This window comes from Salinimicrobium xinjiangense DSM 19287 (assembly GCF_000423585.1).
In the GTDB taxonomy this organism is placed as follows: Bacteria; Bacteroidota; Bacteroidia; order Flavobacteriales; family Flavobacteriaceae; genus Salinimicrobium; species Salinimicrobium xinjiangense.
Genome location: NZ_AUIG01000002.1, coordinates 232823 through 258640, shown reverse-complemented (window position 1 = coordinate 258640; position 25818 = coordinate 232823). Strand labels below are relative to the sequence as shown.

Below are 25818 nucleotides of genomic sequence, written 5' to 3'. Positions count from 1 at the left end.
AACCTCCACTTATTAAGATTAGTCCCACAAAGTTCCGTCAAGGCCAAGCACTATACCCAACCACAATGCTATGAGAAAACCAATGAAGCTCAGGATAATAGCAACTATCCTATTTAATCCTTCCCTTGTTAAAAGTTTTGTCGCTATATATGCAAGACTGCCGCCAAGTGCTCCAGCTAAAGGCGTTATTATTAAAGGTCTGATTTTCCACAGCTCCGGCCAGTGAGGCTGAGTTTCAGCACCGGTTATGAAGAACAGGATGAGGAGTAAACCTATACCTGCTCCAAGTAAGGCTGTTTTTGCTACCGAAGCCTTTTTAATTGAATTAGCCTGGCTAATGTTCGAATTTGTTTTACTCATAATAATCAGTTTTAATTTATAAAAATTTTAAAGTACTTTGTGTTTCAAAGTGGTTAGATAAAAAAATATAGTCTATTATTTCTGTGATCTAATTAGATCTTCCAAAGCAACCAGATGTGCTTCAAAGGCTTTTTTTCCTTCTTTCGTCATGGAATACCGGGTGTTTGGTTTACGATCGATAAATGTCTTTTTTACTCCAATAAATCTCTCTTTTTCCAAAGCCTTAAGGTGACTGGCCAGGTTGCCATCTGTGACCTCCAGATACTCACGCAGAGAAGTAAAATCCAGGCTGTCATTCACAGCGAGAGCAGACATTATTCCCAGGCGCACCCTGCTTTCAAAAGCTTTATGTAGACCTTCAATGATGGTTTTCATTTTTCGTACTTCAGGTGCATATAAATACCGTACAAGATGTGCATGAGCCCAAATCCCAGCGCCCACAAAAGGAGTTCGTAGCCGGTAAAGTGAAAGGCAATCAACCCCAACCCTATTTCAATTAGAGACAGGGATTTTAATTCCTGAAATGTAAATTTACTCGCGTTGAAAAGAGCCAGTCCATAAAAGATGAGAGTTGTGGCGGCAATATACTCTGTCAAGCCTTTGATCAGGAGAAGGATAATTAAAATTCCACCTGTCAACAGGGGGACGGTCATATTAAAAGTTAGTCTTCGAGCGGCAGAATGCCACAGTTTCTCTCCACTTTTTTGTGATTTCTTCCATGATAAAAAAATGGCAGTACCAATTGCCAGGATCAGCACCGATATAGCTAACAAGAATATCTCGGTTATATTCCCCTGTAACATTTGTCCGTCCCCGGTGCTTTCAATGCCAGCCTGATTACCATAAAATAATCTGTAAACAATATATGCCCCAATTAGAGCATAAATACCTGCCATGATTCCCGATAAGCCGGAAAGCGACATAAACTTTGACGAGCGCTCCATCATAGAGCGGATCTCGCTAAGATCTCTTACATACTCCTGTTCTGTTTTCATATAAAGTACTTTGTGATTCAAAGTTAATAAAGAAAAAGATATGAAAAAGAAGTTTTTTCAGAAAATTTTCATCCCGTACTTAAGCGGGTGAAATGTTATCATAACAGGAACGGGAATTTCTGTTGTACGAAAAGTTACAGGCGGGTATTCACAACATTATTGTAGATAGATCCAAAACGATAACTAAGACCAACAGCAAGAGAGGCACCATAAGAAGTTGCCAGCTGTCTCTGTCCCAGAAGTACTTCTTCCAGGGAGGCATCTCCCCTTGGAAGAGATAATTGGTCCTGCACATAGTCATAATCAGCAGAAAAATCTACTGAGAAACCTTTAAATATTCTTACTGAAACATTCGTATCAAGAGAGATTCGGTTTTTGCTCATATCGTGAAGATAGTGTGAGCCTTCAAGGCCTCCCCTTACTGTTCCCCATGGCTGTAGTACTCTAACTTCAAATTTGAGGGATTGGTTGTATAGGTTTTCCTCCATTTTACCATAGATCGTTTCTTCCAGATAGTCCCTATAGAGATAACCAATGCTGTAAGCCATGGTATATTCCTTTCGGAGAGCCAGCCTGTACGGCAAAAGGCTATATTCGATCGCAGGGGCAATTCTATACCCAAAATCAATATTTTCGTAGGTATTTGAGATCGCACTAGGGAATACACCCATGGACCAGTGATCACTGATGCTACGAACCGCTCTTCCCTCAAAGCCGTTTCGGTGCCTTACACTTCGCACTTTTTCCTCATTCCGCACGTAATCATCCCGGTTGTAGTTGAAATAAGGGCGTAGCCTTATGCGCCAGTCGGCAGTAACATAATCCGCGTAGGCACCATATCTAAGATCCAGGGAACCTTTCCTGGATTCTTCGTAAAAATTAGCCCCTCCATAAATCTGGAATACCCAGTTGTTCCACGGGTCGTCTGTAGGTTGGACGTTATTGCTATATTCTCCGGGAATTTCCAGCCTTATCCCTTCAGCAATACCTGTATGGGCGAGATAGGAAACCAATCCTAATTCGATCATTGCTCTTAATCCCTCTCTTTCTTCATCCCTGGTATTGGTAGGAACAGAAGTATAGGTAAGATTATTATTAATTTCAGCAAATCTGTCCTTCCCAATAAAAGAAAGAGTGAAAACCCTCCCGCCACTGGCAGCCTGTTGTGCAGTAATGAAGAGGTGTACCTGGGCAAGTTGAGGATCCCTCACATGACTCACAAAATCTATCTCCTGTCTTAAATAGGAATTGTCACAGACCGAGCAATCCAGATAAACAGAAATGCGATCCTGGAGTATATCCTTATCGGGTAAACTGGCATCTACAACCTGGGAATGAGCAGGAAATGACAATAAAAATCCAAAAATTGAACACTTAATAAAAGCTGAGAACAGAGAAAATTTAGTAGTATTTAGAAACAAAGCAGGTGATTTTTGCAAAGGTAAGGAAGGACAAAGTTTTTATTAAAGAAGCCTTACAAAAAAATCCGGATGCGGTGAAATTTTACCTGCCAGATTTAATATGGCAGGGTCGTGTTCCTGCCTTCAATTTATTGCATAGCCGGTTAGAAAGTATAAAAAAACCTCACCATTAAATAGTGAGGTTTTTAAGTTTCAGACTGTTATAATGTCTGCTTAATTAATCTTCATCTGTACCACAAACTTCTGCATGTACGATGATGTGCGGGGTATCACCAACTGTGAAAGTATCTGTTCCACGATCAAATTGTCCCGGAGCACGGCTCGTTGGCCAGTCAGATCCTACGTAAATGTGAGATTCATTAATTGTAACACCAGAGTACAGATCGAACTCTACACTAAGAGTGTTTCCCGTTCTGGTGATCACGATATGACCGGCTTCCCAGCCTTTAGTTTCCCAGTCATTTTGACCGGCTCCTGCGTAGAATGGGAATCTCCAAACTCCGTCACCCTCGTAATATTCATCATCAAACGCATCTCCATCAAGTATTAGACCCCAACCCCAGTTAGTTTCGTTATAACGATCTAATTCGTTTAACGCATTGTCTCCAATCATGTAAGCAGTATCACAACCTTCGGCAACTCCATCACCATTGTCGTCACCGTCTCCGTTGTCGTCACCGTCTCCGTTGTCATCACCGTCACCGTCGCCGTTGTCATCACCGTCACCGGTTCCATTATCATCACCATCACCGTTACCATTGTCGTCGCCGTCGCCGTTTCCGTTATCGTCACCGCCTCCGGTATTGGTATCATCACCTTCACATCCAAATCTCAGGTGCTCGTAGTCCACGTTGTCATCACCATCAAAGTTGGCCATAATTTCATTTCTGCTAAGGCTTCCGGTGATCACCGTGTTTTCAGGAGCATCATAAACTCCGTCCCAGTCAAGAAGTGTAACAGTATAGTCGATATACTCCTCATCATCTCCAAATCTTGAAAGATCAGGTAGTGCAAAACACAGCGGATCTGCATAATTGTCTCCGAAGCTGTTCACTCCTACATTGTTAGTATTCTCTTCGGCTGTATAGATCACATTTCCTTCAATAGATAATTCTACTGAATATCTTGCAGGGAAATGTCTGCCTTCAGGAGTACAATAGTTTGCGAAGAAACAGAATTCCAAAGCTTTCGTAGTGTCAAATTCAAAGAACTGGTATCCATATTCGTTCACATCTCTGTCATCATAACAAAGTACAGAAACATCAACATATTTCTTTGTTCCGGCACCCAGGTCTATGTCAAGCGGAAGTGCAACATCAACGAATTGAGAAAGAACTCCACCTTTTGGTGCGATCCAGGTTAGATTTCCCTGGGCATCATATACAGCGAAATGCTCAAGGGTATAATTTCCCGGGTCAAGTTCTAAAACAGCATCTTCCTCGGTGAAGACCTGTCCGGCTACCAGGTTAATTCTGTGTGGGGCATCCTCTCCAATAATGTAATTGTCTCCCTGCGTCAAAACAACCTCTACATAAGAAGGGGCAGCTTCTGAACATTGAGGCAGATCGCCAACATCAGATTGTTTGTTGGTAGAGTCACTCGCTAAGTCAGCCACAATGGCTCCAAAGGAAAGCGTAGCTTTTTCTGTTGAGGTTTCCACCCCTGTTTCGTCCTTACTACAGGAGGTAAAGATCAACGCGAATACTGCAAGAAACGCGAAATAGGTTTTTAAATTCTTCATAGATAATGGTTTTTAATTAATAAAATTTAGAATCGTTAATAAATTTGTCAGAAGTTTTTCCGTCGGCATTTTTACTCCGAAAAAACATTTCTTTCAGGTCAAAGATAAACAGGCATGTACATAATAGAATACTAATTGTTTGTCATATTTATCTGACTTTTAAAAAGTTAACAGGGAAAAATTCTTACATTTTAATTTCCCGTTAACAGAAAAATCCGCTTCTGGACCTTCTTTATGAAAACTTTTGACAGAAAAATTTTATGATTTAAGAGCCAGGTGATGAAGGTGGTGGAAATGGGTTAAGAAGTTGCGAAAACCATTAAATCTAAAAGGAAAATGAGAACCACTCTTAAAGTATACTTAACTACTGTAACCTAAAATCATTTTAAACCGTAAATTTTTTATAAAGGAACTTTACTCTCCCTTGTTATTCCCGCGATGTACCTTAATATTACACCCCTATATTTAGAACATGAAAACCATACTTTATTTAACAGACTTTTATTTTAAAGCACAAGGCAGAAACTATTATGAAGAGGATCTGTATCTCACTTCAAGACTTAAAGAACATTTCAATATCCTCATAGCGCATCCACAACAAGCCATTCTGCTATTAGAAAAAGGTGACCTGGTGGTCTTTAGAAATACAGGACCTGTAATAGAATACCAGGATTATTTTAATCGCCTTGTGGAGACTGTGAAGCAAAAAGATATTAATATATTCAACTCCTTTGATGGGAAGGCAGATATAAAAGGGAAGCAGTATCTTCTAGATCTGGCAGCATCCGACTTTCCGGTAATCCCTACAGTGGAAAAGATCACGGATATTGATGTTCTTGGAAAACCGGACAAATACGTATTGAAACTTAGAAACGGAGCTGATTCCATCGGAATGGAGATCCTCTCAAAAGAGGAACTTCTCAAGGCAAAGCCTGCAGGTAAACTGATTCAGCCTTACCTGGATTTCGAATATGAAGTGTCCTTTTACTATTTGAACAAGGATTTTCAATACGCTTTATATGCACCCGACAAATCCCGGCGATGGGATTTAAAGGTCTATGAACCCAGCCATGAGGATCTCCGGTTTGCCGAACAATTTATAAACTGGAACAATATTAAAACCGGAATCACCCGTGTAGACGCCTGCCGCCTGAAGGATGGAAGGCTGCTCCTGGTCGAACTGGAAGATCTAAATCCCTTTCTTTCCATTCAGTTATTACCTGAAGAAAAGAGAAAAAAATTCATTGAGGGTTGGATAAGGGTTTTAAAGAAATTAGTGTAATGTTTTAATATAATAGTGTTCTCTCAGGGAACATCCCAACCAAGGGCGAAGAAAAGAGACTGCGTTTACGGTGATTCTTTTAATGCAATCCACCAAAGAGGTGTCAAAAATGACATTTTTGAGAGGAAGTTATTACAGGTGATTCAATGCAGGTCGAATTTATCCTAAAGCTATTTAAAGCTTTTTCCAAAAATGCCCCCTAAGCTGAGTACGGTCATTTTTCTTTGCAGAGGATAAACTTAAAATTGCACTTTTAAATCTTCATCTTATGAAAGAACAGTTGATCTCCGGCCTGGAAAATTCTTTGACTTATCAGAAATACATGGATCTAATGGAAAAGCTTGTGCTTTCCCAAAGTACAACCGGAGAAATAGATCAAAGCAGGGTAGAATTCACCGCTTTAAACCTCACGCGATCCCAACGTTTGAATAAGAAGCTCCGTCTGCAGGAACCTGAAATCTCCTTTTTTAAAGAACTCAGGATGCAGCAAACATGGCTTGTGATCACTGAATCCTGGTGTGGTGACGCGGCCCAGACCTTACCGGTTCTCAATAAGCTTGCAGAGGCTTCAGAAAATCTCGACCTCAGAGTTATCATGAGAGACGAGCATCCCGAGCTGATGGATCACTTTTTAACCAATGGCACCCGATCCATTCCAAAACTTATCATCCTGAATTCTGATCTTGATGTAATCGCCACCTGGGGCCCGCGATCAGCTGCAGCTACCAAACTGGTGAGTGACTATAAAGAGAAATTTGGAAAGATCGATGCAGCCTTTAAAACTCAGCTTCAAATGTGGTACAATAAGGATAAAGGTGCGAGTATCATAAACGAACTGATAGACATAGTTGGCAAAGCCGAAGAGCAGGAAAGGCTTTTGCTCCAAAGTTAGATTTATAATAATGGACTGCTTAAGTAAGCTGTTTACCCTGTCGTAGATATTAAGAGGAAACTCTTTCAAATTATATGCCCAATGAGGCGAGCCTTACGGCATTTACCCACTTAGAAACAAATAATCCCCGCCAAAAGCGAGGATTTTTTTGTGGTCCCACCTGGACTCGAACCAGGGACCACCTGATTATGAGTCAGGTGCTCTAACCAGCTGAGCTATAGGACCGGCTCATTGGTGTTATGAGGGCGCAAATTTAGATATTTGTCCTTTACTTCACAAGCATTTCAAAAATATATTTTCACAGCACCTACAAATCCTCCCACACCTCATCGCCAATAGGAATAGTATCTTCTTCTTTCTCTATCTCCTGGCATAATTCCACCAGCACTCCATTGGCCGATTTGGGATGTAAAAAAGCGATCAGTTTATTGTCCGCTCCCCTCTTTGGTCTTTTGGAGATCAATTCAAAACCTTCCTCTTTTAGGCGCTTCATTTCAGCTTTTATATCGGCCACCTCATAGGCAATGTGGTGAATGCCCTCTCCCCGCTTTTCAAGGAATTTAGCAATAGCGCTGTCTTCCGAAGTTGCGGCCAGCAATTCGATCTTGCTGTCTCCTACCTTAAAAAAAGAGGTTTCCACCCCTTCGCTTTTTACTTTTTCAGTTTTGTAACTCTCTGTCTGAAGTAGTTTTGCATAAACTTCATTTGCCGCATCAAGGTCTTTTACGGCAATTCCTATGTGTTCAATCTTTTTCATTTTTACATTTAAATTTATTCAGAATATAAAGCCTTTGTAGCCACAGATGGATTACTCACGGCCTTTTCCCTGATTAAAGATAAAAAGTCATGGGAGTTTGAAGCTAAAACTAAAAGCTATTAACGTAGATTTTAAGATTTGAGCGTTAAATGTTCTATTTTTGTAGCATGGAAGAAACACACAGACAGAAAAAAATAGGCGGAGTGATACAGCGGGATCTGGCCGATATTCTCCAGTCTCACCTAAGAGATGCAGGAAGAACGGGTATTTTGATCTCTGTTTCTAAAGTAAAAGTCACCACAGATCTTTCCCAGGCAAAAGCTTACCTCAGCATTTTTCCGACGAAGAACTCAAAGGAGATCCTTGCAGAGCTCAATGAGCTGAAGCCTAAAATAAGACATGAAGTGGCACAACGCACCAAACACCAGTTGCGAAGAATGCCCCACCTGGAATTTTTCATAGATGATTCCCTGGACTACATTGAAAACATTGAAAAATCGATCAAGGGAGATGAGAACCCCATCGAACAGCCCGATTTGTTGTCACGACGGAAAAAATCATAATTCTTGAATTTCCCCTTTTACATAGCCCGCCGGTATTTGTTCTCTAAAAGCAGTAACAATGCCATCAACATCATCACGATCATCGCGGCTATCGGGGTTTTTGCAGGGGCTTTTGCCCTCTTTATAGTCCTTTCGGGCTTTACAGGATTAAAAGATTTCAGCCTTTCCTTCTCCAATCAGTATGACCCCGATCTCAAGGTTTTGCCCTCCAGCGGAAAGACTTTCAGCTTTTCTGCGGAAGAAAGGGAACGCCTGAAAAATATCAACGGAATTTTACATTTTTCGGAGGTTATCGAGGAGCGGGTATTCCTCACCTTCAGGTCGAAGAATAAAACCGCTTATATAAAGGGAGTGGATGGAAATTTCCTGAAGGTCAACAAACTCGACAGTGCCCTGGTTCGAGGCACCTGGTTTCATCCAGAAGAATCACAGGTGGTCATAGGAAATAACATTTCCCGGGAACTAAACCTGGGGGTATTCGATTATATGAGCCTTTTGGAGATCCTGGTCCCAAGACCCGGAACAGGACAGGAGCTCGACCCTACCCGTGCTTTTAATTCTGAAAGAGTAGTAGCATCGGGCATTTACAGTATTAATGAAGAGCTGGATGATAAATTTATATTTGCTCCGCTGGAATTTACGCGGGACCTGCTTAGCCTGAAGCCTAATGAGGTGACGGGAATTGAACTGAAGCTCAGCCCCGGTGCCAATCCGGAAACTATAAAGGCCGATATCAGAGCTTCCCTTGGTGAGCAGGTCGAGATCAAGAACAGGGCACAGCTGAATGATGCGCTCTATAAAATGCTCAACACAGAAAATCTTGCGGTCTATCTCATCTTCACCCTGGTGTTGATTATTGCGCTCTTTAATGTGGTAGGATCTATAATTATGGTGATCCTGGACAAGAGGGAAAACATCAAAACCCTGCACAGTCTTGGCGCAGCCCCAAACCAGATAAGGAATATCTTTTTTACCCAGGGAGTTTTTATGACTGTTCTGGGGGGTACTATCGGGATACTCTGTTCCCTTGCTCTTGTCTACCTGCAACTCGAATATGATCTGGTAATGATCACTCCCAGCCTTGCCTACCCCGTAGCTATTACCTGGGAAAATGTGATCATCGTGATGGTCACCATCACCTCTTTAGGCATGATGGCCTCCTGGATCGCCGCCAGCAGAAGTAAAAAGGCATTGGAAGCATAGACCGGTTAAAGCGGGCCTTATAAAAGAGGTCCTAAAAATGTCATTTTTGACACCTTATTAGGAGAGGACCTTAAGCGAACTCGTAGCCGGCAAAATCTCTTTCCACCTCATCGAAAGCGGCAAAGACATCGGCTGCGTCATCACTTGTCACCATCTTTTGCCGGTATTCCTTGAAGTGTGGAATGCCTTTAAAGTAATTCGTATAATGTCTGCGGGTTTCAAAAACCCCAAGCTTCTCCCCTTTCCAGTCTATTGCCATTTGCAGGTGACGACGGGCAGCGTCTATCCTCTCCTCCAGGCTGGGTGGAGCAAGCTGTTCGCCTGTTTCGAAGAAATGCTTTACTTCTCTAAAAAACCAGGGATAGCCAATACTGGCCCGACCGATCATGGCGCCGTCAAGTCCGAATTTATCGCGCATTTCCATGGCTCTTTCGGGTGTATCAACATCTCCGTTTCCGAAAATTGGGATGTGCATACGCGGATTGTTCTTTACTTCGGCAATCGGTGCCCAGTTCGCTTCTCCCTTATACATCTGTACGCGGGTGCGGCCGTGGATAGAGATAGCGCTGGCTCCAACATCCTGCAGTCTTTCGGCTACCTCAACGATCTTTATGGAATCGGCATCCCATCCAAGACGGGTTTTAACGGTAACAGGAAGTTTTGTGTGCTTCACCATAGCTTCGGTAAGGGAAACCATCAGCGGAATATCTTTAAGGATCCCTGCTCCTGCACCTTTAGAAACCACCTTTTTTACCGGACAGCCAAAGTTGATATCTATAATATCCGGCCCGGATTTCTCAACAATCTCTACCGACTGTAGCATGGAGTGCAGGTTGGCTCCAAAGATCTGAATGCCTACAGGTCTTTCTTTTTCGTAAATATCAAGTTTCATGACGCTCTTTGCGGCATCACGAATAAGCCCTTCTGAAGAAATGAATTCGGTATAAACAACATCGGCCCCCTGCTCCTTGCACAATGCACGAAACGGTGGATCACTCACATCTTCCATTGGTGCTAACAACAACGGAAATTCTCCTACATCTATGTTTCCTATTTTCGCCAAAACAACTGTTTTTCAGGCTGCAAAAATAATGAAATTAATTCAGTTCCAAGGTTTGAGAATAAATAGCCACGAATACACGAATTGATGTTGTCTGGTTGAGGGTGGTCGAAGTGGTATTTCTGATTATTGTTTATTGATCACTGTTAATTGAAAATGTTTCCCGCAGATCACGCAGATCTTCGCAGAACAACCATTCCCCAATTAACCAATTACCTTTTAATTTTTTGGAATTTGGAATTTGGAATTTGGAATTTGGTGCTTGGTGCTTCTTCTATATAAAATATTCCATATACAATATTAAATCTACAATCTATCTCTCTCCGCCGCCTCTATAGCTCTCTGGTTGTCGCGGAGTCTGAAGTTTCCGAAGTTGTATTTGAAACCTACCCGTACATATTGGGTCTCGGGTTGGGCGAAGTAGCCGTTGTCCTGATTAAGATATTGAGACTTTAGCCAGGTGTTGGTCTCATCGAGAAGGTCCTCCACATTTGCGCTGAGTTCAGCGCGGTTATTCCACAACGTCTTCCTTAAGCCCAGAGACAGGGTGGTAAAGGGATCCATAATATAGGAACCACTTAGAAAATTCGAAACGTAGGTAAGGCTGAATTCTCCTGTGAGAGTACCGTCTTTGGAAATAATAAAATTGTTGTAAAGGCTCGCATAATAAGCATCAATATCTATGGTTACCGGTACATCTCCACTTTCAATGGCCATAAACGTACGTTCCTCATTAAAGAGAGAAACATAGGCGTAGGCATACCACCAGTTGGCAATTGAACGGCCATGACTAATATCTAGTCCGTAGGATTTACTTTCGAGCAGGTTTACACTCACCCGTCTGATTAGCCTCTGCTCATTATCCTGAAAGCTCAATGTTTCAGGAGTTTCACCACTGTCCCTGTAGTAAAGATCAAAGAAATACTGATTTTTGAGAGCATAGCTCAGGGTGAAATTATTGCTGATCGAAGCTCTTAGTTCCGGATTACCTGAATTAAAATCAAATTCGGTTAAATAATATCTGAATGGATTAAGGCTTTCATATCGCGGCCGCTGAATCCTTCTGCTGTAGTCGAAGGTGAGACTGTTATTCTCATTAAAATTGTGCTGCAGATAAAATGTAGGAAACAATTCAAAATATTTTCTGTCGTCAATTTCATTCATAGATCTGGACTCTCCCGTGCGATCTGTATATTCCCCTCTTAAACCACCTTTGACACTCCATCGCTCCCAGTCTTTTGCAAGGGAGAGATATGCTGCATAAATATTTTCGTCATAGAGAAAATTGTCAGACTGTTGCTGCTCATAAACCTGCTGCCCCGTGGCAGGATCTATACTGTAATAATCTATTCCGCTTTCAGAATCAATTAGAGAAGCTTTTAATCCGGCCTCAAAACTGGTTCCCCCTAAAGGACTAATGAAATCAAGCTGGCCGGTGGCAATATTAATATGCTGCTGTGCAAGGGTTGTAAAGGAGGATTCCTGACTTTGTGCCCCCTCTTCTATATTAGTGAGAATTAGCTGATCCCTGTCCTGGTCGAATCGCGTATAATGCGCTTTAGCGGAAAACTGAGCCCCCGGTTTTTGAAGTAAATGCCGGTATTCGAGATCCAGGGCAACATTAGAAAGATCTTCTTCAAGTTCACTTTCAGTTAGTAGGTTCCCAACTTCATTATTGCCTTCAAAAACTCTTGTCATCACATCATTGTCGAAGGTTTTACCGGGAGAAAAGGTGAAGCTGGAAGAAAAATTCAACACATTGTTATCATCGAAGTTATAATCTAAAAGTAAATTGGCGTTATGAGCTTTAGAGCGCGTAATACGTTCAAAATCTGTTTCCCAACGGGCCGGAATATTTCCATTCCCATCGTTGAAGTTGATATAGCTCTCGTCTTCCTTAAATTCCTTTCTTGGCGAAAATGTATAATTACCAAAGAGATTTAATTTCTCTGTTTTATAGTAATGGCTCGTTCCCAGCTGGTACTTCGGAAATACTGCCTGTGTCCACGCGCCGTTAATATTCCCTTTGTACCCGGGAGCAATACTTTTTGTCGTAACAATATTGAGAATCGCACCGCCCTCGGCGTCGTAGCGTGCCGGTGGCGTGGTAATGACCTCAATGGATTTTATATTTTCGGCGGAATAATTTTCCAGCAGCGTCTGTAATTCTGAAGCAGTGAGCTGCACCTTCCGGTCATTGATATAAACCTGCACTCCCTGATTTCTTACCATAAGACTGTTTCCTGACAGGATCACCCCCGGTGTCCTCTTTAAAATATCCCAAGAATTTCCGGTGGAAAGAGTTGTGTTCTCAACACTAAACACAAGCCGGTCTACTTCTCTTTTTACTGAAGGATTTTTATAGTTAATAGAAACTTCATTTAAGGTAGCCGTGTCCTCCTGCAGCACAAGCGGACTCAAATTTTCATTTTTTGACACCTTAATCTTCCTGAAATGGTCTCCAAATCCAACAAAACTGACTTTTAGCAGGTATTCGTTTTCGGCTACTTCTGTGAATTTAAAATCCCCTGCTTCCGAAGAAACAGCACCTTTATAAACTGTTGTAGAATCCTGGGCATTTAGGAGAATAAGATTAGCGAAAGCAACGGGATTCCTGTTGGAATCGACTACTTTTCCCTCGACGGAATGCTGGCTAAAACCTGAAAAAGAACACAAAAATATAAACAGGAACAGTGGGGGGCTGTATAAATTGGTCATGCAAAATGGTTGGTTAGTGCTTGATAAGGGTAACAAAATCAAACAAATATAGCATTTTTGATAAGACATAGAAATTAATGAGGAAATTCCACTTTATTTCCTCATAGCCTACCTAGCCTATAAGAACATTAATATTTTTTAGGATAAAAATGTATAAACAAGAGATTTCACAAACCGGTTTTTATAACCGAACCGAATATATTCACCTGTAACTTTTAATGGCGTCATAAAGCACCTGGTGGATCTCGGTTCTCGTGTTAAGGCTGTACAACCTGTGATTATCTCTGGTAGGATGAACCCTGTTCGAAAGGAACAGGTAGAGCAGATCTTCTTCGGGATCCATCCAGACCATTATTCCGGTAAAGCCTGTATGACCAAAACTGGCTGCCGATGCATCCTGTGCCGTATTTCTGCTCTCCCCTTTCTCATTGTAGTATGGCTTATCAAAACCTAAAGCGCGGTGATTACCAGATTCCGGAAATGCTGTTTGGGTGAATTTCTGAAGCGTTTCCTGCTCCAGATACCGCTTCCCGCCATATTTCCCCCCGTCAAGGTACATTTGCAGCAGCTTTGCCAGGTCATTTGCATTTGCAAATAAACCTGCATGTCCCGAAACTCCGCCCAGCATTATAGCACCTTCGTCATGTACCGTACCATGAATAGGCTCCTGTCTAAACAAAAAATCATGCTCTGTAGGCACGATCTTGTATAAAGGCAGCTGCGGATTAAAACCGACAGAAGCGGCACCTAAGGGTTCATAGAAGTTCTTCTCAAGAAATTCCGGAAAGCTTAGCTCAGTTCGACTTTCCACAACCCGCGGAGCCAGGATAAAAAAGAAGTCGGAATACACATATTCCTTCTTTTCCCGCAAAGGAGACTCCCGGATTGCCTCTACTATCCTATCCGGATAATTCTTATGCAAATACATTCCTTCTCTGATCTGAATGGGATAGTTTTCTGAAGGCGTATTACTAAATGTCCTTCTCTTGAAGCCGCCATCTTCTTTTTTTGTATCCTTCCAAAAAGGGATCCAGGGCCGGAATCTTGCCTGATGGGTAAGTATATCTGTGAAAGGAATGTCGGCTTTATTCGATCTTCGGAAAGATGGAAGATGATCTGCCAGGGTACCGTCTAGTTGAAACTTCCCCTGCTCATTCAGCTTCATCAAGGCTGCCATGGTTGCGGAAATTTTTGTTACTGAAGCCAGGTCATAAACATCATCCTTTTTCACTTTTATGGTGTCAAAATAGGTGTGTTCGCCATATGCCTTATGGAATACAACTTTCCGGTTGCGCGCCACCAGGATCTGGGCTCCGGGAGTAGCTTTCATTTGCATTGCCAGATTCATTAGGGAATCGATACGGGTATGAAGGATCTCTGAATCCATGCCTGCAGCCTCAGGCAAAGTATAACTGAAACGAATTCCGCCCTGAACCTCGAGTCCGTCACCGGCTTTGAATTTTTCTCCCACACTTACCGGAAGTTTTCCGTTGGCACCTACCCCTCCAAAAATAAGCTGGGCCGCGACTTCCTGGGTTTCCCTGCTATCCTGATATGCAACAATAAGTCCCGGTGCTGCCTCGATCCCATCAATCTTGCTCATTACATACGGGTTCTTAAAAAGGGCAAAAATTGTATGGCCCTGCTGTGCGAGTTCTGATATTAGCTCCAAAACATTTTTATTCAACCGCAGGGTATTTCGTGGAAATTTGCTCTGGTCATGGATCCCTCCAATGATAAGATCATAATTTTTCAGCTGATCTCTCAGGGTCTTCACCATAATTTCCGAAGCATTTACCGGCAGATTAAAGTGGGTCATCCCCGCATACAGATCCAGACTTTTCTGAAACACTGTTTGCTTTTTGGCTCCAAAAGAAACTGAAGCTATGCGCAGGCTATCCAGTCCCTGCACCGGCAAAATATCTCTCCTGTTCTTTAGTACTGTAAGTGAAGCTTCTGCAAGCCTGCGATTGAGAAATTCTGCTTCGGGAGTATTTATTTCATCCAAAATATCTTCTACCGGCGTGGCTTCATAATCATTCAGGCCCACCCATTGTTTTACTGCAAGTATCTTTCTTGCCCTGGCATCGATCTCCTTTTGGGAAATGAGTCCGAGGTTGATGGCTTTTCTAATTTCAGAAATAGCTTTGGGTACATCTTCGGTAAATTCCAGAAGATCGTTTCCTGCCAGGATAGCATCTTTATCGACAACTCCGGGTTCGTTCCCTTCGGTCACTCCCTTCATGTTCATGGCATCGGTCACTATAAGACCTTCAAACCCCAGTTTCTCCTTTAACAATCCTGTAATAATTGGCTTTGATAATGTAGAAGGCACACCTGTGGAATCCAGCGCCGGAATGTTGAGATGCGCCACCATTACGCCGCCGATTCCTGCTTTAAGAATCTCCTTAAAAGGATATAGTTCAAGGGAATCCAGTCTTACTTTCGGATGATTAATTTGCGGCAGTGCGTAATGCGAATCAGTATCTGTATCTCCGTGCCCGGGAAAATGTTTTGCCGTTGTGAGCAGCTGCCCGTCCTGCATCCCCTGCATATAAGCTTTGGCCTTTCTCGCGACATTGTATTTGTCTTCTCCAAAAGAACGGAAATTTATAACGGGATTATCAGGATTATTATTAACATCAACCACAGGTGCAAAATTAAGGTGCAGCCCTGTTCTCTTTACCTGCCGGGCCACTTCGGTACCCAACTCATATAACAGATCTTCATCCTGAATTGCTCCTAAAGCCATTTGAAAAGGATAACTAATAGTATTGTCCAGCCGCATTCCCAATCCCCATTCGGCATCAATAGCACCCAAAAGTGGCACTTTTGAAGCCGCCTGATATTCATTCATCAACTTCACCTGACTCGCAGGATCTCCCTGGAAAAAAATGAGTCCACCAATCTTTTGTTCCTCTATGAGCTTCAGGATCTCCTGCCTGTGCTGCTCCCCCCGGTTAGAGTATGCCGCCACCATGATAAGCTGCGCAATACGTTCATCGGGCGACAGGGTTTTCATTATGGAATCCACCCATTGGCTGTTAGTGTACTTCAGAAATGGAGGTTTGGCATTTTGAGCCTGCAGCGGCAGGTTTAGGCCTATTGCCAGGAGCAGGAAAAGGGCAGAAAATTTTCTCATTTTTGAAGCTTAATGTTTTTATTCTTTAGTATGTATTTTTAACTACACCTTTATATAGATTTTTTTCTTGTCCATCCAATAACCCATGAGCCACAGAAGCAATACATAGATAACGGCAAAAAACAGCGAGGCATTATATGGCTCCAGCCAACTTAGGAAGAAATTATCGTACAACCAGCCTTTCAAGGAACCCCCATTGATCCAAATCACGCTAAGGAGCATTACAAAAACACCAGACATTACATAGATGAAGAGAGGATTCTTACCAAAGACCTCAAAAAAGTAGGTCCATCTCTTTAGTTTTACCACCTCAATGATCCAGATTAATGCACCGATAAGCACAAGACTCCAGCCAACACTCAGCATCACATAGGAACTGGTCCAGATAGGTTTGTTTATTGGAAAAACCATATCCCAAATCTCTCCTATTAATACACAAACCAAGCCGGCGGCAATAAGTTTCATTACGGTAGTAAAATTATTTCCCGATTTCTGAATAAAAATGCCCGCAAGATAACCGGCAATGACATTAACAATAGCCGGTAAGGTGCTTAAAAGTCCTTCGGGATCAAAAGGAAGCCCAAATCCAGTATATAAATTTTCAGCAGGTAAAATTAAACGGTCGAATTTTAAAGCTGCATTTCCCTCTTTAGAATAGGGATCTCCCGCATCTCCAAAATAGTACATTAGTCCCCAATACAGCAGCAAAATAATGACACTAATTATAGCAGATCCCTTCAGCTTAAAATACTTTATAAAAACAGATGCAAAAAAATAACACAGTGCAATGCGCTGTAGTACGCCCATTATGCGAATGTTGCTGAGATCTTTAAGCACAATTTCTCCTTCTGCCCGATGTACAAAGGGGAAGGCGTTCAGGAAAAGTCCAATCACAAAGATCAAAAAAGTTCTTTTTAATACTTTTTTCCAAAATATGGCATCGGGCTGAGAATCAAATTTTCTCATGCTAAAGCTCATAGCATTTCCTACTACAAAAAGGAAACTTGGAAAAACGAGATCGGTGATGGTGAAGCCATGCCAGGCTGCATGGCGAAAAGGAGCGTATATCGTGCTCCAGCTTCCGGGCGTATTTACAAGGATCATCAGTGCAATGGTAAGGCCGCGTAATACATCTAAGGCAAGATACCTCTCACCTGTACGAGGCGTTACAACTCCTGTGTTCTCCCCGTTTTTAATTACTGAAAAACTGCTCATGACTGGCATTTTTTAAAATCGAATGACTGAAGAAAAGTTCTCTAAAGATTCAGAATTATAATGAAGTCTAAAAATATAAATTTTTATTAAACAAAACATCTTTTATAAAAATTTAAGTAAAGTTCTTTGTTGTATATACTTTTTGTCCTATTTTTAAACTTCAAAAACAGTTTTCGCCTAAGCGCGACCAAAAAAGAATGGAAACCCAGAAACTCCTCGTAAGAACCCAGCAGCTCAGCACCAGCAGTACTGTAGAGCGAAAAAAGCATCTGCAAAAAATAAAGATCATTGAAAATATTTATTTCCAGGGGCCAAAAACTAACACAGACATTTGTGAACAATTTGGAATTAGTTCCCCTACTTCTATAAGACTTCTTAACCAGTTAATAGATGAAGGCTGGATCAAGAAAGAGGGACAGGGAAAATCTGCAGGAGGAAGAAAACCCGATCTCTACAGGCTTAAAGAAGACAGCTTTTACGTAATGGGTATCCAACTGGAGCGCGCCAGGATAAAAATGGCCATTTTCGACAATCACAATAATAAAATAGCCGAATTCGAGGACCTCTTCGAACTGGAAAGTGAAGACGGCCTGGTGGACCAAATATACAGCAAGGCAAATGAACTCCTTAAGAGTTCAAAAATCAATTTGGAAAAGCTTCTGGGGATTGGGGTAAGTATGCCTGGATTAGTTTCTTCGCAACAAGGGAAAAACTTCACCTATTTTATTAAAGAAGAAGAATCGGAATCCCTGGAAGTCATCCTGAAGCGGAAATTTGATAAGCCGGTTTTTATACTTAATGATGCTAAAAGTGCCTGTCTTGCTGAACTCAATTTCGGCCTGGCCAGCAAAAAACAGGATGTTCTGGTAATTTCCATGGACTGGGGAATAGGTCTCGGGATCATTATAGACGGAAAAGTTTATCAGGGCTCTTCGGGTTTTGCAGGAGAATTTGGTCACATCCCTTTAGTAGATGATGGATTACTCTGCCACTGCGGAAAAAGGGGGTGTCTTGAAACAATGGCTTCAGGGCTTGCATTAACCAGAATGGCTCAGGAAGGTATTAAAGCAGGAGAAAGCACCAGCCTTAGCTCCTTATCAAAAAAGGAAATTGAAGCCCTTCAACCCCGGACTATTATCGAAGCAGCAAACATAGGTGACCAGTTTTCAATCAATATCCTCTCTAAACTGGGAATAAATCTTGGAAAAGGCCTGGCAATACTTATACAAATCTTTAATCCCGAACTAATTATTCTGGAAGGGAGATTTTCACGTGCAAAACAATTCATTACTATTCCTATTCAGCAATCGATCAACACCTATTGTATGGCACAGCTTCGGGAAAGAACGAAAATCTCTCTTTCCAATCTGTGTGAAGATTCAGTTTTGTTGGGTGCTGTAGCGACAGTGATGGAAAATATATTTGGGAATCAAATATCCCTCATAACAAAAAATTGAACTGAACCGGTATAACAATTTATTACCTCTACTAGATGGCCAGATTAAATCTTCTTGAAGAAACACGTTTCGAAAAAGTACCCGTAACGGTTTATGAAAATGCCCAGATTGCCTCTCTCAAAGTTGCCGATCGTATAGCCAATCTCATAAAAAGAAAAAAGGATCGGGGGGAAATGGCAGTATTAGGTCTGGCCACAGGGGCCACTCCTGTACAGGTTTACGAAGAACTGGTGCGTCGCCACAGGGAAGACGGCCTTAGCTTTTCAAACGTCATCACCTTTAACCTTGATGAATATTATCCTATGAATCCCGACTCACGTCAAAGTTACGTGACTTTCATGAAGGAAAATCTGTTCGATCATATTGACATTAAAAAGGAAAATATTCATATTCCCGACGGTACTCTTCCCAAAGAAGAAATTGCCGCCTACTGCATTGATTACGAGAATAAAATTGAAGCTCTGGGTGGTCTGGACTTGCAAATTCTTGGCATTGGTAGGACGGGACATATCGGGTTCAATGAACCGGGTTCGGCGCCTAATTCTGGCACCAGGCTGGTTACGCTTGACGATCTCACACGTCGTGATGCCTCCCGTGACTTTGGGGGGAAAGAGAATGTGCCAACGAAGGCCATTACCATGGGAATCGGGACCATTTTCAAGGCAAAAGAGATCATTCTTATGGCCTGGAATAAAAAGAAAGCGTCTATTATTAAAAAAGCTGTAGAGGGGGAAATTTCGGGCGAAGTACCCGCCACCTACCTTCAGCTTTCAGAGAATACCGAATTTGTTCTGGATAAAGATGCAGCTTCAAATTTGACCCGTTTCGATACCCCATGGCTTGTCAAAGACTGCAGCTGGGATAGGGATCTCATTAGAAAGGCAGTTATTTGGCTTTCGGGAGAAGTTGATAAATCTATCCTTAAACTTACAGATGAGGATTACAATAACCACGGTATGGCTCAACTGGCCACAGAAAAAGGTCCGGCTTATAATATCAATATTGACGTATTCAATCAGCTGCAGCATACCATCACGGGATGGCCGGGTGGTAAACCAAATGCCGATGATTCCCAGCGTCCCGAAAGAGCCGAACCTGCTCAAAAACGTTCCCTTATTTTCTCTCCACATCCAGATGACGATGTGATCTCTATGGGAGGCACTTTTATAAGGCTTGTTGACCAGGGGCATGATGTACATGTAGCTTATCAGACTTCGGGAAATACAGCCGTTTGGGATACCGATGTTTTGCGTTACGTCGAATTTGCCATTGACTTCAACAAGAGTATTGGTGAAGACAGCAGTAAACTCGAGAAGATCTATGACGATATGCGGGAGTTCCTTAAAACCAAACAGCCCAACCAGCTCGATCTACCAGAAATAAGGGACGTAAAAGGATTTATAAGAAAAACTGAAGCTATTGCCGGCGCACGATTTGCAGGCCTTAAGGATAATAATATTCATTTCATGGCCCTTCCATTTTATGAAACCGGAAAAACAGTGAAAAATCCACCAACAGATAAAGATGTAGAGATCACCATGGAATTGCTACAGCAGATCAAACCCCACCAGGTATTCGCTGCGGGTGACTTTGCAGACCCTCATGGTACTCACCTGGTTTGTTTCAACATTGTGGTGGAAGCTATGAGCAGACTTAAAGAGACCGAAGACTGGATTGAAGACAGCTGGCTATGGATGTACCGTGGTGCATGGCATGAATTTGAAACTCATGAAGTGCAGATGGCTGTGCCGTTGTCTCCTCAGGAAGTACAAAGAAAACGCAACGCCATTTTCCAGCACCAGTCCCAAAAAGATCGACCTGTTTTCCCGGGAGATGATGAAAGGGAATTCTGGCAACGGGCAGAAGACCGAAACCGTGAAACTGCAAAAGCCTACCATAAACTGGGGCTGGCAAACTACGAGGCCATGGAAGCTTTTGTAAAGTGGAAATTCTAAATCCTTTGTTTGGGTTGGTGCTCTGCTGTTAACCCTACTAACTGGCTGCAGTGCCAATCCATACTCAAAGTCTAACCAGGCTCATAAAAATGTTTGTGGTGTTGAAAAGTAATAAAACAGAAGGATTAAAAGTGGAAGTTCTTCATATCAACTACTGGTAATTCTTAGAACAGGGCATGAATGATCTGTTTTAATAATAAAAAAAAAACGGCCTAAAAAGCCGCTTTTCTGAAGGTCTAATTTTTGAATTCTCTATTGCCGTCTGTAAAAAGATCACTCTGCGCCAGGTAAATAATCCGCTCGTCATTTGTTCCAAGAACTCTCTTGGTCCTCAAATACCGGTTGTAGTTATATTCATCAAAATCTGTTGCCGTAGTATCAAAGTTACTCTCATGCACCTCGCCCATGGAATGGATGAATTTATTGTCCCCTATCCACATGCCCACATGGATAATTCTTTCTGAAGTTGTATCTGTAGCTTTTCTTCCGAAGTAAAGCAGATCTCCCGCCTGCAGGTTTTCAAAATTCTTAACCGAATCTATCTCCTCCCCTGCTGCAATTTGCTGAGAGGCGTCACGCGGAATGACCATTCCGTTAAGAAAGAAAATTGTTTTGGTATAGCCACTGCAATCCACGCCTTTTGAAGAAGTTCCTCCCCACAGGTAGGGCACACCCATCATTTCTCTTGCTGTTTTAATAAGATTTTCTCCTGTTGGCTCCAGAGAGGCTACCCACTCAAGATATGGCTGCGCATCAGATTTTGCTACATATGCCATTTTATTATTAGGATATTTAACCTCATAGAAGCCATTTTTCTCTCCTGTTACTTCGAAAATATTTCCCGACACAAGATCTGTCACTACATCTGAATCCTTATCCGGCTTGGAATAAGAAAAACCGTAAGGTTCCAGATAAATGATCTTTTCTGAAGCTTTCCAGGTTTGGAATTCCTGTGGAGTAAGAGATGTTACACCACCATAATCTACCCAGGCAAGATAACCATCGGGAGTCTGAACATAATACCAGCCTCCCTCCTTCTTGTAAACCTTCAGCGGAGTTCCCAGGGTTGCCTGGGTCACTAATTCTGAAGAGTGTGAAGGTTTGGACCTCAAATTGGCTACAGAGATAGGTACTACCCCTTCTGTTTTACCTTCCAGTTCACTTGCCGGCAGCAACTGTATGCTATCTGTGAATTTCACATTTTCGGCGGCCAGCTTCTGTTTAAGATCTTCTATTGCTCCCGGCATGTTCGATTCTCCCCTAAGCACCAGCTCATTCTCCCTTTTTACAGCCTCTATATCAAAGAGAGCTACACGTTTATCGGGTGCGTGCTGTTGCCTTACCTCTTCAATAGCTGCATCGGCTTCGGTAGCAGTTACGACACCTTCTTCTGTATTAGAATTACAGGCTGTGAAAAGCAGACCGGAAAATACTGCTGCAAATCCGAAATTTTTGAGGGTTCTAAGATTTATCATGTTTTCTTTCATTTCAGTAATAAAGCTCCCGTACCATTGCGGTCCGGAAAATGTGTTTTTTGATCGTATATTTTTACCCCATCGGCTATGTCATTTTTTATCAGCATCGCGCCATCCATATCCACGTAATCCAATAAAGGTAATAAATGCCCAATTGCAGAAATTCCCACCGTGGATTCTGTCATACAACCGACCATAATCTTTAAACCAAGCTCCCTGCCGCGGGCGATCATGCGGCGTGCCGGGGTGAGGCCGCCACACTTGGTGAGTTTGATGTTGATCCCGTGAAAAACAGGGGCACATTTCTCGACATCGGCTTCAGTGACACAACTTTCGTCGGCAATAACCGGTAGAACTGACTTCTTATAAACTTCGGCCATACCTTCTTCGTCCTTTACAGGTAACGGTTGCTCAATAAATTCTACGTCCAAATCCTTCAGTAAAACTGAATTATCGATGGCTTGTGCTGCAGTCCAGGCGGCGTTGGCGTCTACTCTAAAAATTGCATCAGAATGCTTCCGAAGTTCTTTTACCAGTTCCACATCATGCTCTGTTCCCAGTTTGATCTTATAAAGTGGCCACGGAAATTCCTTCATCTTCTGTACCATTTTTTCAGGGCTATCGATCCCGATGGTGTAGTTAGAAAGCGGAATATCCTCAAGACTAAGTCCCCACATTTGGTACAGTGGAAGCCCGTTACGCTTTCCGTGGAGGTCATGCACGGCGATGTCAAGCGCACACTGTGCAAAAGAATTATCTTTTAAAAAAGGAGCAGTGATCTCCCATAATTCTTCGGGTGTTTTATGAAGGTGCTCAAAAATGAGCTTTTCCAGAGCTTTTATTTTTTTTGCCATTCCTTCTACGGTGACTCCGTAATAAGAAGTAGCGGCAGCCTCTCCATAACCCGTGAACTTACCGTCACTCAATTCTACAATAAGCGTGGGTTGAAAGTTCCTTGAGGTATGACTAATCCTGAAGGTGTTTTTAAGTTCGAGCTTATATTTCCTGAGTTTAATGTACAATCGGCGGTATTAAAGCATTAAATCTTAATTAAATCTATTGAATTTTCCTCAAACTCACTCTGAGATCCTAACCGGTCTACTGCAGTCACTCCAAACTTCATCAATGGATGGCCACCTACTTTTGCAGGCAAAATCAGAGTGGTTTCTTTCCGGCTAAGGATCTTGTAATTCCATACCCCGTTGTACTGATAATGTACCACCCATCGAAAAATTTCGCCGGAAGGATTATCCCAGGAGATCAAAACATCTTCTCCTTTGCGCTCTGCCAAAACCTGTGGAGCTTCAGGAACTGCTGTAGCCAACCATGGAGTTTCGGGCACAAGAGCCTGTCTTTTATAAGCATTTTCTAATATCCCTGCGGAAAGATTCCTGTACTTAAGCAGCGGACCAATGCTCCAATGGATTGTTCCCTTGCTCTCAGGAAGCATACCGCGGGTGATCATGATCTGGCTAACTGTTTCAATAAGGTTGGGGTCATCCCCGCCAAAATCAATGTTGATCCCCGGCCATAGATGCCTGTTCTTGTGATTTTCCTGTTCCCACCAACCCAACAGAACCGGAAAACTTTGCGCCGTCTGACTTATCTTCCAGTAAAGCTGAGGCGAATAGTAATCTATCCAGCCCTCGTTTAGCCATAGCCGGGCATCGGCATAAAGTTCACTGTACTGGTCCATTCCTGTGATAGAACGGGGATAACCGGGGCGGAAAATCCCAAAGGGGCTTATTCCAAATTTTACTCCGGGCTTCTCAGCCTTGATCTCTTTATAGATCCGCTCCACAAACCGATTCACATTATCCCTGCGCCAGTCATCTTTAGAAAGCCTTCCACCTTCCCGTTGATATGCGGCATAAATCGCGGCATCAGGAAAGTCTGCACCTTTGTTATAGGAAGCATAGGGATAAAAATAGTCATCAAAATGCACCCCGTCAATATTGTAGCGCTTCACAATATCCATTACCACTCTCGAAGTGTGATCCTGGGTAGCTTTTTTTGCGGGATCCATCCACCACATACCATTCTTTAGCTCAACCATGAACTCCGGATACTTTCTTACAGCAGAAGCTTCTGTCACTTTCCCACCGGTGGAATGATGGGCCCGGTAAGGATTAAGCCACACGTGAAACTCGAGTCCGCGTTCATGAGCGGCATCCAGCCAGAACTGCAGCGGATCATAATAAGGATCTGGCGCCAGTCCTTCTACGCCTGTAAGGAAGAACGACCAGGGTTCAAGTTCACTTTTGTAAAGCGCATCTGCATGAGGACGCGCCTGAAAAATGACCGCGTTGTAATTATGCTCTTTTAAAAAGTCAAGCAGCGCAATGGCTTCTCTTTGCTGTTCGGCGGTTGATAAGCCCGATTTGCTGGGCCAGTTGATATTGGCCACGGTAGCGATCCAGGCAGCGCGGAATTCCCGCATCACAAAAGGGGATTTTTTAAATGGTTTCTCCTTCGGGAGCTCTTTGACAGCTTCGGGCGTAGCCGGAATTTCTTCAATTATTTCTTCGGGGGTGACTTCCGGAATTTCTTCGGAAGCTTCAGTGATTTTTTCAGCAGGCTTTTCTGTCTGCGGTTGTTTCTTTCCAGAAACTACAGGTTTGGAAGTAGAGCACCCGCTCAAATTAAGGAAAATGGCCAGCAGGCCGGTGATTAACAGCTTTTTCTTCAGCATAGATCTTTGTATATTCAGGTTATATAACCTTAAGCCGGTAAAAATAGTGTATTGTAAAATGTTATTTTTCAGGTTTGTTCTTAAAAATTTCAAGCACTTTCCGCACGCTTTTATATTCTTCAAGCAAGGTTGAGGCCATGTGCTGCGAAATCCCGAGTTCCTCCATCAGCATAAGCTCTCCCCTACTTACAAGTTTTTTATTAGACAGCTGCATATCGACCATCTTATTACCTTTTATGCGACCGAGTTTGATCATCACCGCCGTGGAGATCATGTTGAGCACCAGTTTCTGCGCTGTGCCCGATTTCATACGGGTACTTCCGGTGACAAATTCGGGTCCTACAACTACTTCAATGGGAAATTCGGCTGCCTCGCTTAAAGGAGAACCCGCATTGTTGGTAATACAGGCAGTGATCAAGCCGTTTTCACGTGCAGCTTTGATGCCACCAATCACATAAGGCGTTGTTCCGGAAGCAGCAATACCCACTAAAACATCATTTTTGGAGATACTGAATTCCTGCAGGTCCTTCCAGGCCTGCTCTGTATCGTCTTCGGCATTCTCAACAGCTTTCCGAAGGGCTCCGTCGCCACCGGCAATTAACCCAATCACCACATTGTGAGAAACACCAAAGGTGGGCGGACATTCTGAAGCATCCAGTACGCCGAGCCTGCCACTGGTGCCGGCACCAATGTAGAAAAGTCTTCCTCCTTCCTGCATCCTTGAGACAACTACCTCAACCAGTTTTTCAATAGCCAAAATCTCCCTCTCTACTGCCAGGGGAACTGTCTTGTCCTCTTTATTTATGTTTTCGAGCAACTCCTGGGTGCTCATCTTCTCGAGATGATCATAATTAGATGAACTCTCGGTCGTTGATTTCTTTGTCATAGCT

At 42.7% G+C, this 25818-nt stretch carries 20 protein-coding genes and 1 tRNA gene; 6 read left to right on the top strand and 15 right to left on the bottom strand.

All coding sequences use genetic code 11. The features are described from left to right. Positions 1-18: 18 nt before the first annotated feature. The 5 genes from G564_RS0103375 to G564_RS0103350 form a co-directional block, all read right to left on the bottom strand. Positions 19-360: a hypothetical protein gene (locus tag G564_RS0103375; protein ID WP_051205284.1), complete on the bottom strand. Its 342-nt coding sequence runs from the start codon at positions 358-360 to the stop codon at positions 19-21. Between the two features lie 75 nt (positions 361-435). Then, the gene (locus G564_RS0103370) at positions 436-735 is read right to left on the bottom strand and encodes a winged helix-turn-helix domain-containing protein (protein WP_029036413.1); all 300 of its coding nucleotides are present in this window, start codon (positions 733-735) and stop codon (positions 436-438) included. Further along, positions 732-1355: a hypothetical protein gene (locus G564_RS0103365; protein WP_029036412.1), complete on the bottom strand. Its 624-nt coding sequence runs from the start codon at positions 1353-1355 to the stop codon at positions 732-734. The genes G564_RS0103370 and G564_RS0103365 overlap by 4 nt, the downstream gene beginning before the upstream one ends. A 134-nt stretch (positions 1356-1489) precedes the next feature. Beyond that, the gene (locus tag G564_RS19780) at positions 1490-2707 is read right to left on the bottom strand and encodes a DUF481 domain-containing protein (protein WP_051205283.1); all 1218 of its coding nucleotides are present in this window, start codon (positions 2705-2707) and stop codon (positions 1490-1492) included. 286 nt (positions 2708-2993) lie between these two features. After that, complete coding sequence (locus tag G564_RS0103350; RefSeq protein ID WP_029036411.1) at positions 2994-4517, bottom strand: hypothetical protein; 1524 nt, start codon at positions 4515-4517, stop codon at positions 2994-2996. Between the two features lie 472 nt (positions 4518-4989). Here G564_RS0103350 and G564_RS0103345 point away from each other — a divergent pair, with 472 nt between their 5' ends. Both G564_RS0103345 and G564_RS0103340 read left to right on the top strand, forming a co-directional pair. Beyond that, positions 4990-5799, top strand: coding sequence for a hypothetical protein (locus G564_RS0103345; protein WP_029036410.1), 810 nt, complete (start codon positions 4990-4992; stop codon positions 5797-5799). Between the two features lie 268 nt (positions 5800-6067). Beyond that, positions 6068-6691 carry a thioredoxin family protein gene (locus tag G564_RS0103340; RefSeq protein WP_029036409.1) on the top strand — a complete coding sequence of 208 codons (624 nt, stop codon included), beginning with the start codon at positions 6068-6070 and terminating at the stop codon, positions 6689-6691. 151 nt (positions 6692-6842) lie between these two features. Here G564_RS0103340 and G564_RS0103335 read toward each other — a convergent pair. Both G564_RS0103335 and mce read right to left on the bottom strand, forming a co-directional pair. Beyond that, a tRNA-Ile gene (locus tag G564_RS0103335) sits at positions 6843-6916 on the bottom strand. 82 nt (positions 6917-6998) lie between these two features. Beyond that, positions 6999-7448, bottom strand: coding sequence for a methylmalonyl-CoA epimerase (mce, locus tag G564_RS18475; RefSeq protein WP_051205282.1), 450 nt, complete (start codon positions 7446-7448; stop codon positions 6999-7001). Positions 7449-7615: 167 nt separating this feature from the next. Here mce and rbfA point away from each other — a divergent pair, with 167 nt between their 5' ends. After that, positions 7616-8011 carry a 30S ribosome-binding factor RbfA gene (gene rbfA / locus G564_RS0103325; protein ID WP_029036408.1) on the top strand — a complete coding sequence of 132 codons (396 nt, stop codon included), beginning with the start codon at positions 7616-7618 and terminating at the stop codon, positions 8009-8011. Between the two features lie 3 nt (positions 8012-8014). Next, positions 8015-9214 (top strand): ABC transporter permease, encoded by a 1200-nt coding sequence (locus G564_RS0103320; protein ID WP_029036407.1) that lies wholly within the window; start codon positions 8015-8017, stop codon positions 9212-9214. A 70-nt stretch (positions 9215-9284) separates the two neighbouring features. Here the strand turns inward: G564_RS0103320 and dusB are convergent, their stop codons facing one another. The 4 genes from dusB to G564_RS0103295 form a co-directional block, all read right to left on the bottom strand. After that, positions 9285-10277, bottom strand: a complete 993-nt coding sequence (gene dusB / locus G564_RS0103315; RefSeq protein WP_029036406.1) for a tRNA dihydrouridine synthase DusB — start codon at positions 10275-10277, stop codon at positions 9285-9287. 303 nt (positions 10278-10580) lie between these two features. Then, on the bottom strand, positions 10581-12992 hold the full coding sequence (locus tag G564_RS0103305) for an outer membrane beta-barrel family protein (RefSeq protein ID WP_029036405.1): 2412 nt from the start codon (positions 12990-12992) through the stop codon (positions 10581-10583). A gap of 202 nt (positions 12993-13194) precedes the next feature. Next, on the bottom strand, positions 13195-16134 hold the full coding sequence (locus G564_RS0103300; protein WP_029036404.1) for a glycoside hydrolase family 3 N-terminal domain-containing protein: 2940 nt from the start codon (positions 16132-16134) through the stop codon (positions 13195-13197). A 42-nt stretch (positions 16135-16176) separates the two neighbouring features. Continuing rightward, complete coding sequence (locus G564_RS0103295) at positions 16177-17349, bottom strand: acyltransferase family protein (protein WP_051205281.1); 1173 nt, start codon at positions 17347-17349, stop codon at positions 16177-16179. A gap of 197 nt (positions 17350-17546) precedes the next feature. Between G564_RS0103295 and G564_RS18470 the strand changes: the two genes are divergently transcribed. Continuing rightward, complete coding sequence (locus G564_RS18470; protein ID WP_037373386.1) at positions 17547-18806, top strand: ROK family transcriptional regulator; 1260 nt, start codon at positions 17547-17549, stop codon at positions 18804-18806. A 35-nt stretch (positions 18807-18841) separates the two neighbouring features. After that, entirely contained in the window at positions 18842-20761 is a 1920-nt protein-coding gene (nagB, locus tag G564_RS0103285; RefSeq protein ID WP_029036402.1) for a glucosamine-6-phosphate deaminase, read from the top strand. Between the two features lie 236 nt (positions 20762-20997). On the opposite strand, the gene G564_RS0103280 is transcribed toward nagB, so the two are convergent. From G564_RS0103280 to murQ, 4 genes are all read right to left on the bottom strand, one after another. Further along, positions 20998-22236 carry a C40 family peptidase gene (locus tag G564_RS0103280; protein ID WP_029036401.1) on the bottom strand — a complete coding sequence of 413 codons (1239 nt, stop codon included), beginning with the start codon at positions 22234-22236 and terminating at the stop codon, positions 20998-21000. 8 nt (positions 22237-22244) lie between these two features. Next, positions 22245-23258: a dipeptide epimerase gene (locus G564_RS0103275; RefSeq protein WP_029036400.1), complete on the bottom strand. Its 1014-nt coding sequence runs from the start codon at positions 23256-23258 to the stop codon at positions 22245-22247. 17 nt (positions 23259-23275) lie between these two features. Next, positions 23276-24928: a glycoside hydrolase family 10 protein gene (locus tag G564_RS0103270; RefSeq protein WP_029036399.1), complete on the bottom strand. Its 1653-nt coding sequence runs from the start codon at positions 24926-24928 to the stop codon at positions 23276-23278. Between the two features lie 61 nt (positions 24929-24989). Continuing rightward, entirely contained in the window at positions 24990-25814 is an 825-nt protein-coding gene (gene murQ / locus G564_RS0103265; RefSeq protein WP_029036398.1) for an N-acetylmuramic acid 6-phosphate etherase, read from the bottom strand. Positions 25815-25818 lie beyond the last annotated feature (4 nt).

Excerpts from the sequence above, each read along its gene's own strand:
- G564_RS0103375 (WP_051205284.1), bottom strand. The coding sequence starts at position 360 with ATGAGTAAAACAAATTCGAACATTAGCCAGGCTAATTCAATTAAAAAG.
- G564_RS0103370 (WP_029036413.1), bottom strand. The coding sequence starts at position 735 with ATGAAAACCATCATTGAAGGTCTACATAAAGCTTTTGAAAGCAGGGTG.
- G564_RS0103365 (WP_029036412.1), bottom strand. The coding sequence starts at position 1,355 with ATGAAAACAGAACAGGAGTATGTAAGAGATCTTAGCGAGATCCGCTCT.
- G564_RS0103350 (WP_029036411.1), bottom strand. The coding sequence starts at position 4,517 with ATGAAGAATTTAAAAACCTATTTCGCGTTTCTTGCAGTATTCGCGTTG.
- G564_RS0103345 (WP_029036410.1), top strand. The coding sequence starts at position 4,990 with ATGAAAACCATACTTTATTTAACAGACTTTTATTTTAAAGCACAAGGC.
- G564_RS0103340 (WP_029036409.1), top strand. The coding sequence starts at position 6,068 with ATGAAAGAACAGTTGATCTCCGGCCTGGAAAATTCTTTGACTTATCAG.
- mce (WP_051205282.1), bottom strand. The coding sequence starts at position 7,448 with ATGAAAAAGATTGAACACATAGGAATTGCCGTAAAAGACCTTGATGCG.
- rbfA (WP_029036408.1), top strand. The coding sequence starts at position 7,616 with ATGGAAGAAACACACAGACAGAAAAAAATAGGCGGAGTGATACAGCGG.
- G564_RS0103305 (WP_029036405.1), bottom strand. The coding sequence starts at position 12,992 with ATGACCAATTTATACAGCCCCCCACTGTTCCTGTTTATATTTTTGTGT.
- G564_RS0103300 (WP_029036404.1), bottom strand. The coding sequence starts at position 16,134 with ATGAGAAAATTTTCTGCCCTTTTCCTGCTCCTGGCAATAGGCCTAAAC.
- G564_RS0103295 (WP_051205281.1), bottom strand. The coding sequence starts at position 17,349 with ATGAGCAGTTTTTCAGTAATTAAAAACGGGGAGAACACAGGAGTTGTA.
- G564_RS18470 (WP_037373386.1), top strand. The coding sequence starts at position 17,547 with ATGGAAACCCAGAAACTCCTCGTAAGAACCCAGCAGCTCAGCACCAGC.
- nagB (WP_029036402.1), top strand. The coding sequence starts at position 18,842 with ATGGCCAGATTAAATCTTCTTGAAGAAACACGTTTCGAAAAAGTACCC.
- G564_RS0103280 (WP_029036401.1), bottom strand. The coding sequence starts at position 22,236 with ATGATAAATCTTAGAACCCTCAAAAATTTCGGATTTGCAGCAGTATTT.
- G564_RS0103270 (WP_029036399.1), bottom strand. The coding sequence starts at position 24,928 with ATGCTGAAGAAAAAGCTGTTAATCACCGGCCTGCTGGCCATTTTCCTT.
- murQ (WP_029036398.1), bottom strand. The coding sequence starts at position 25,814 with ATGACAAAGAAATCAACGACCGAGAGTTCATCTAATTATGATCATCTC.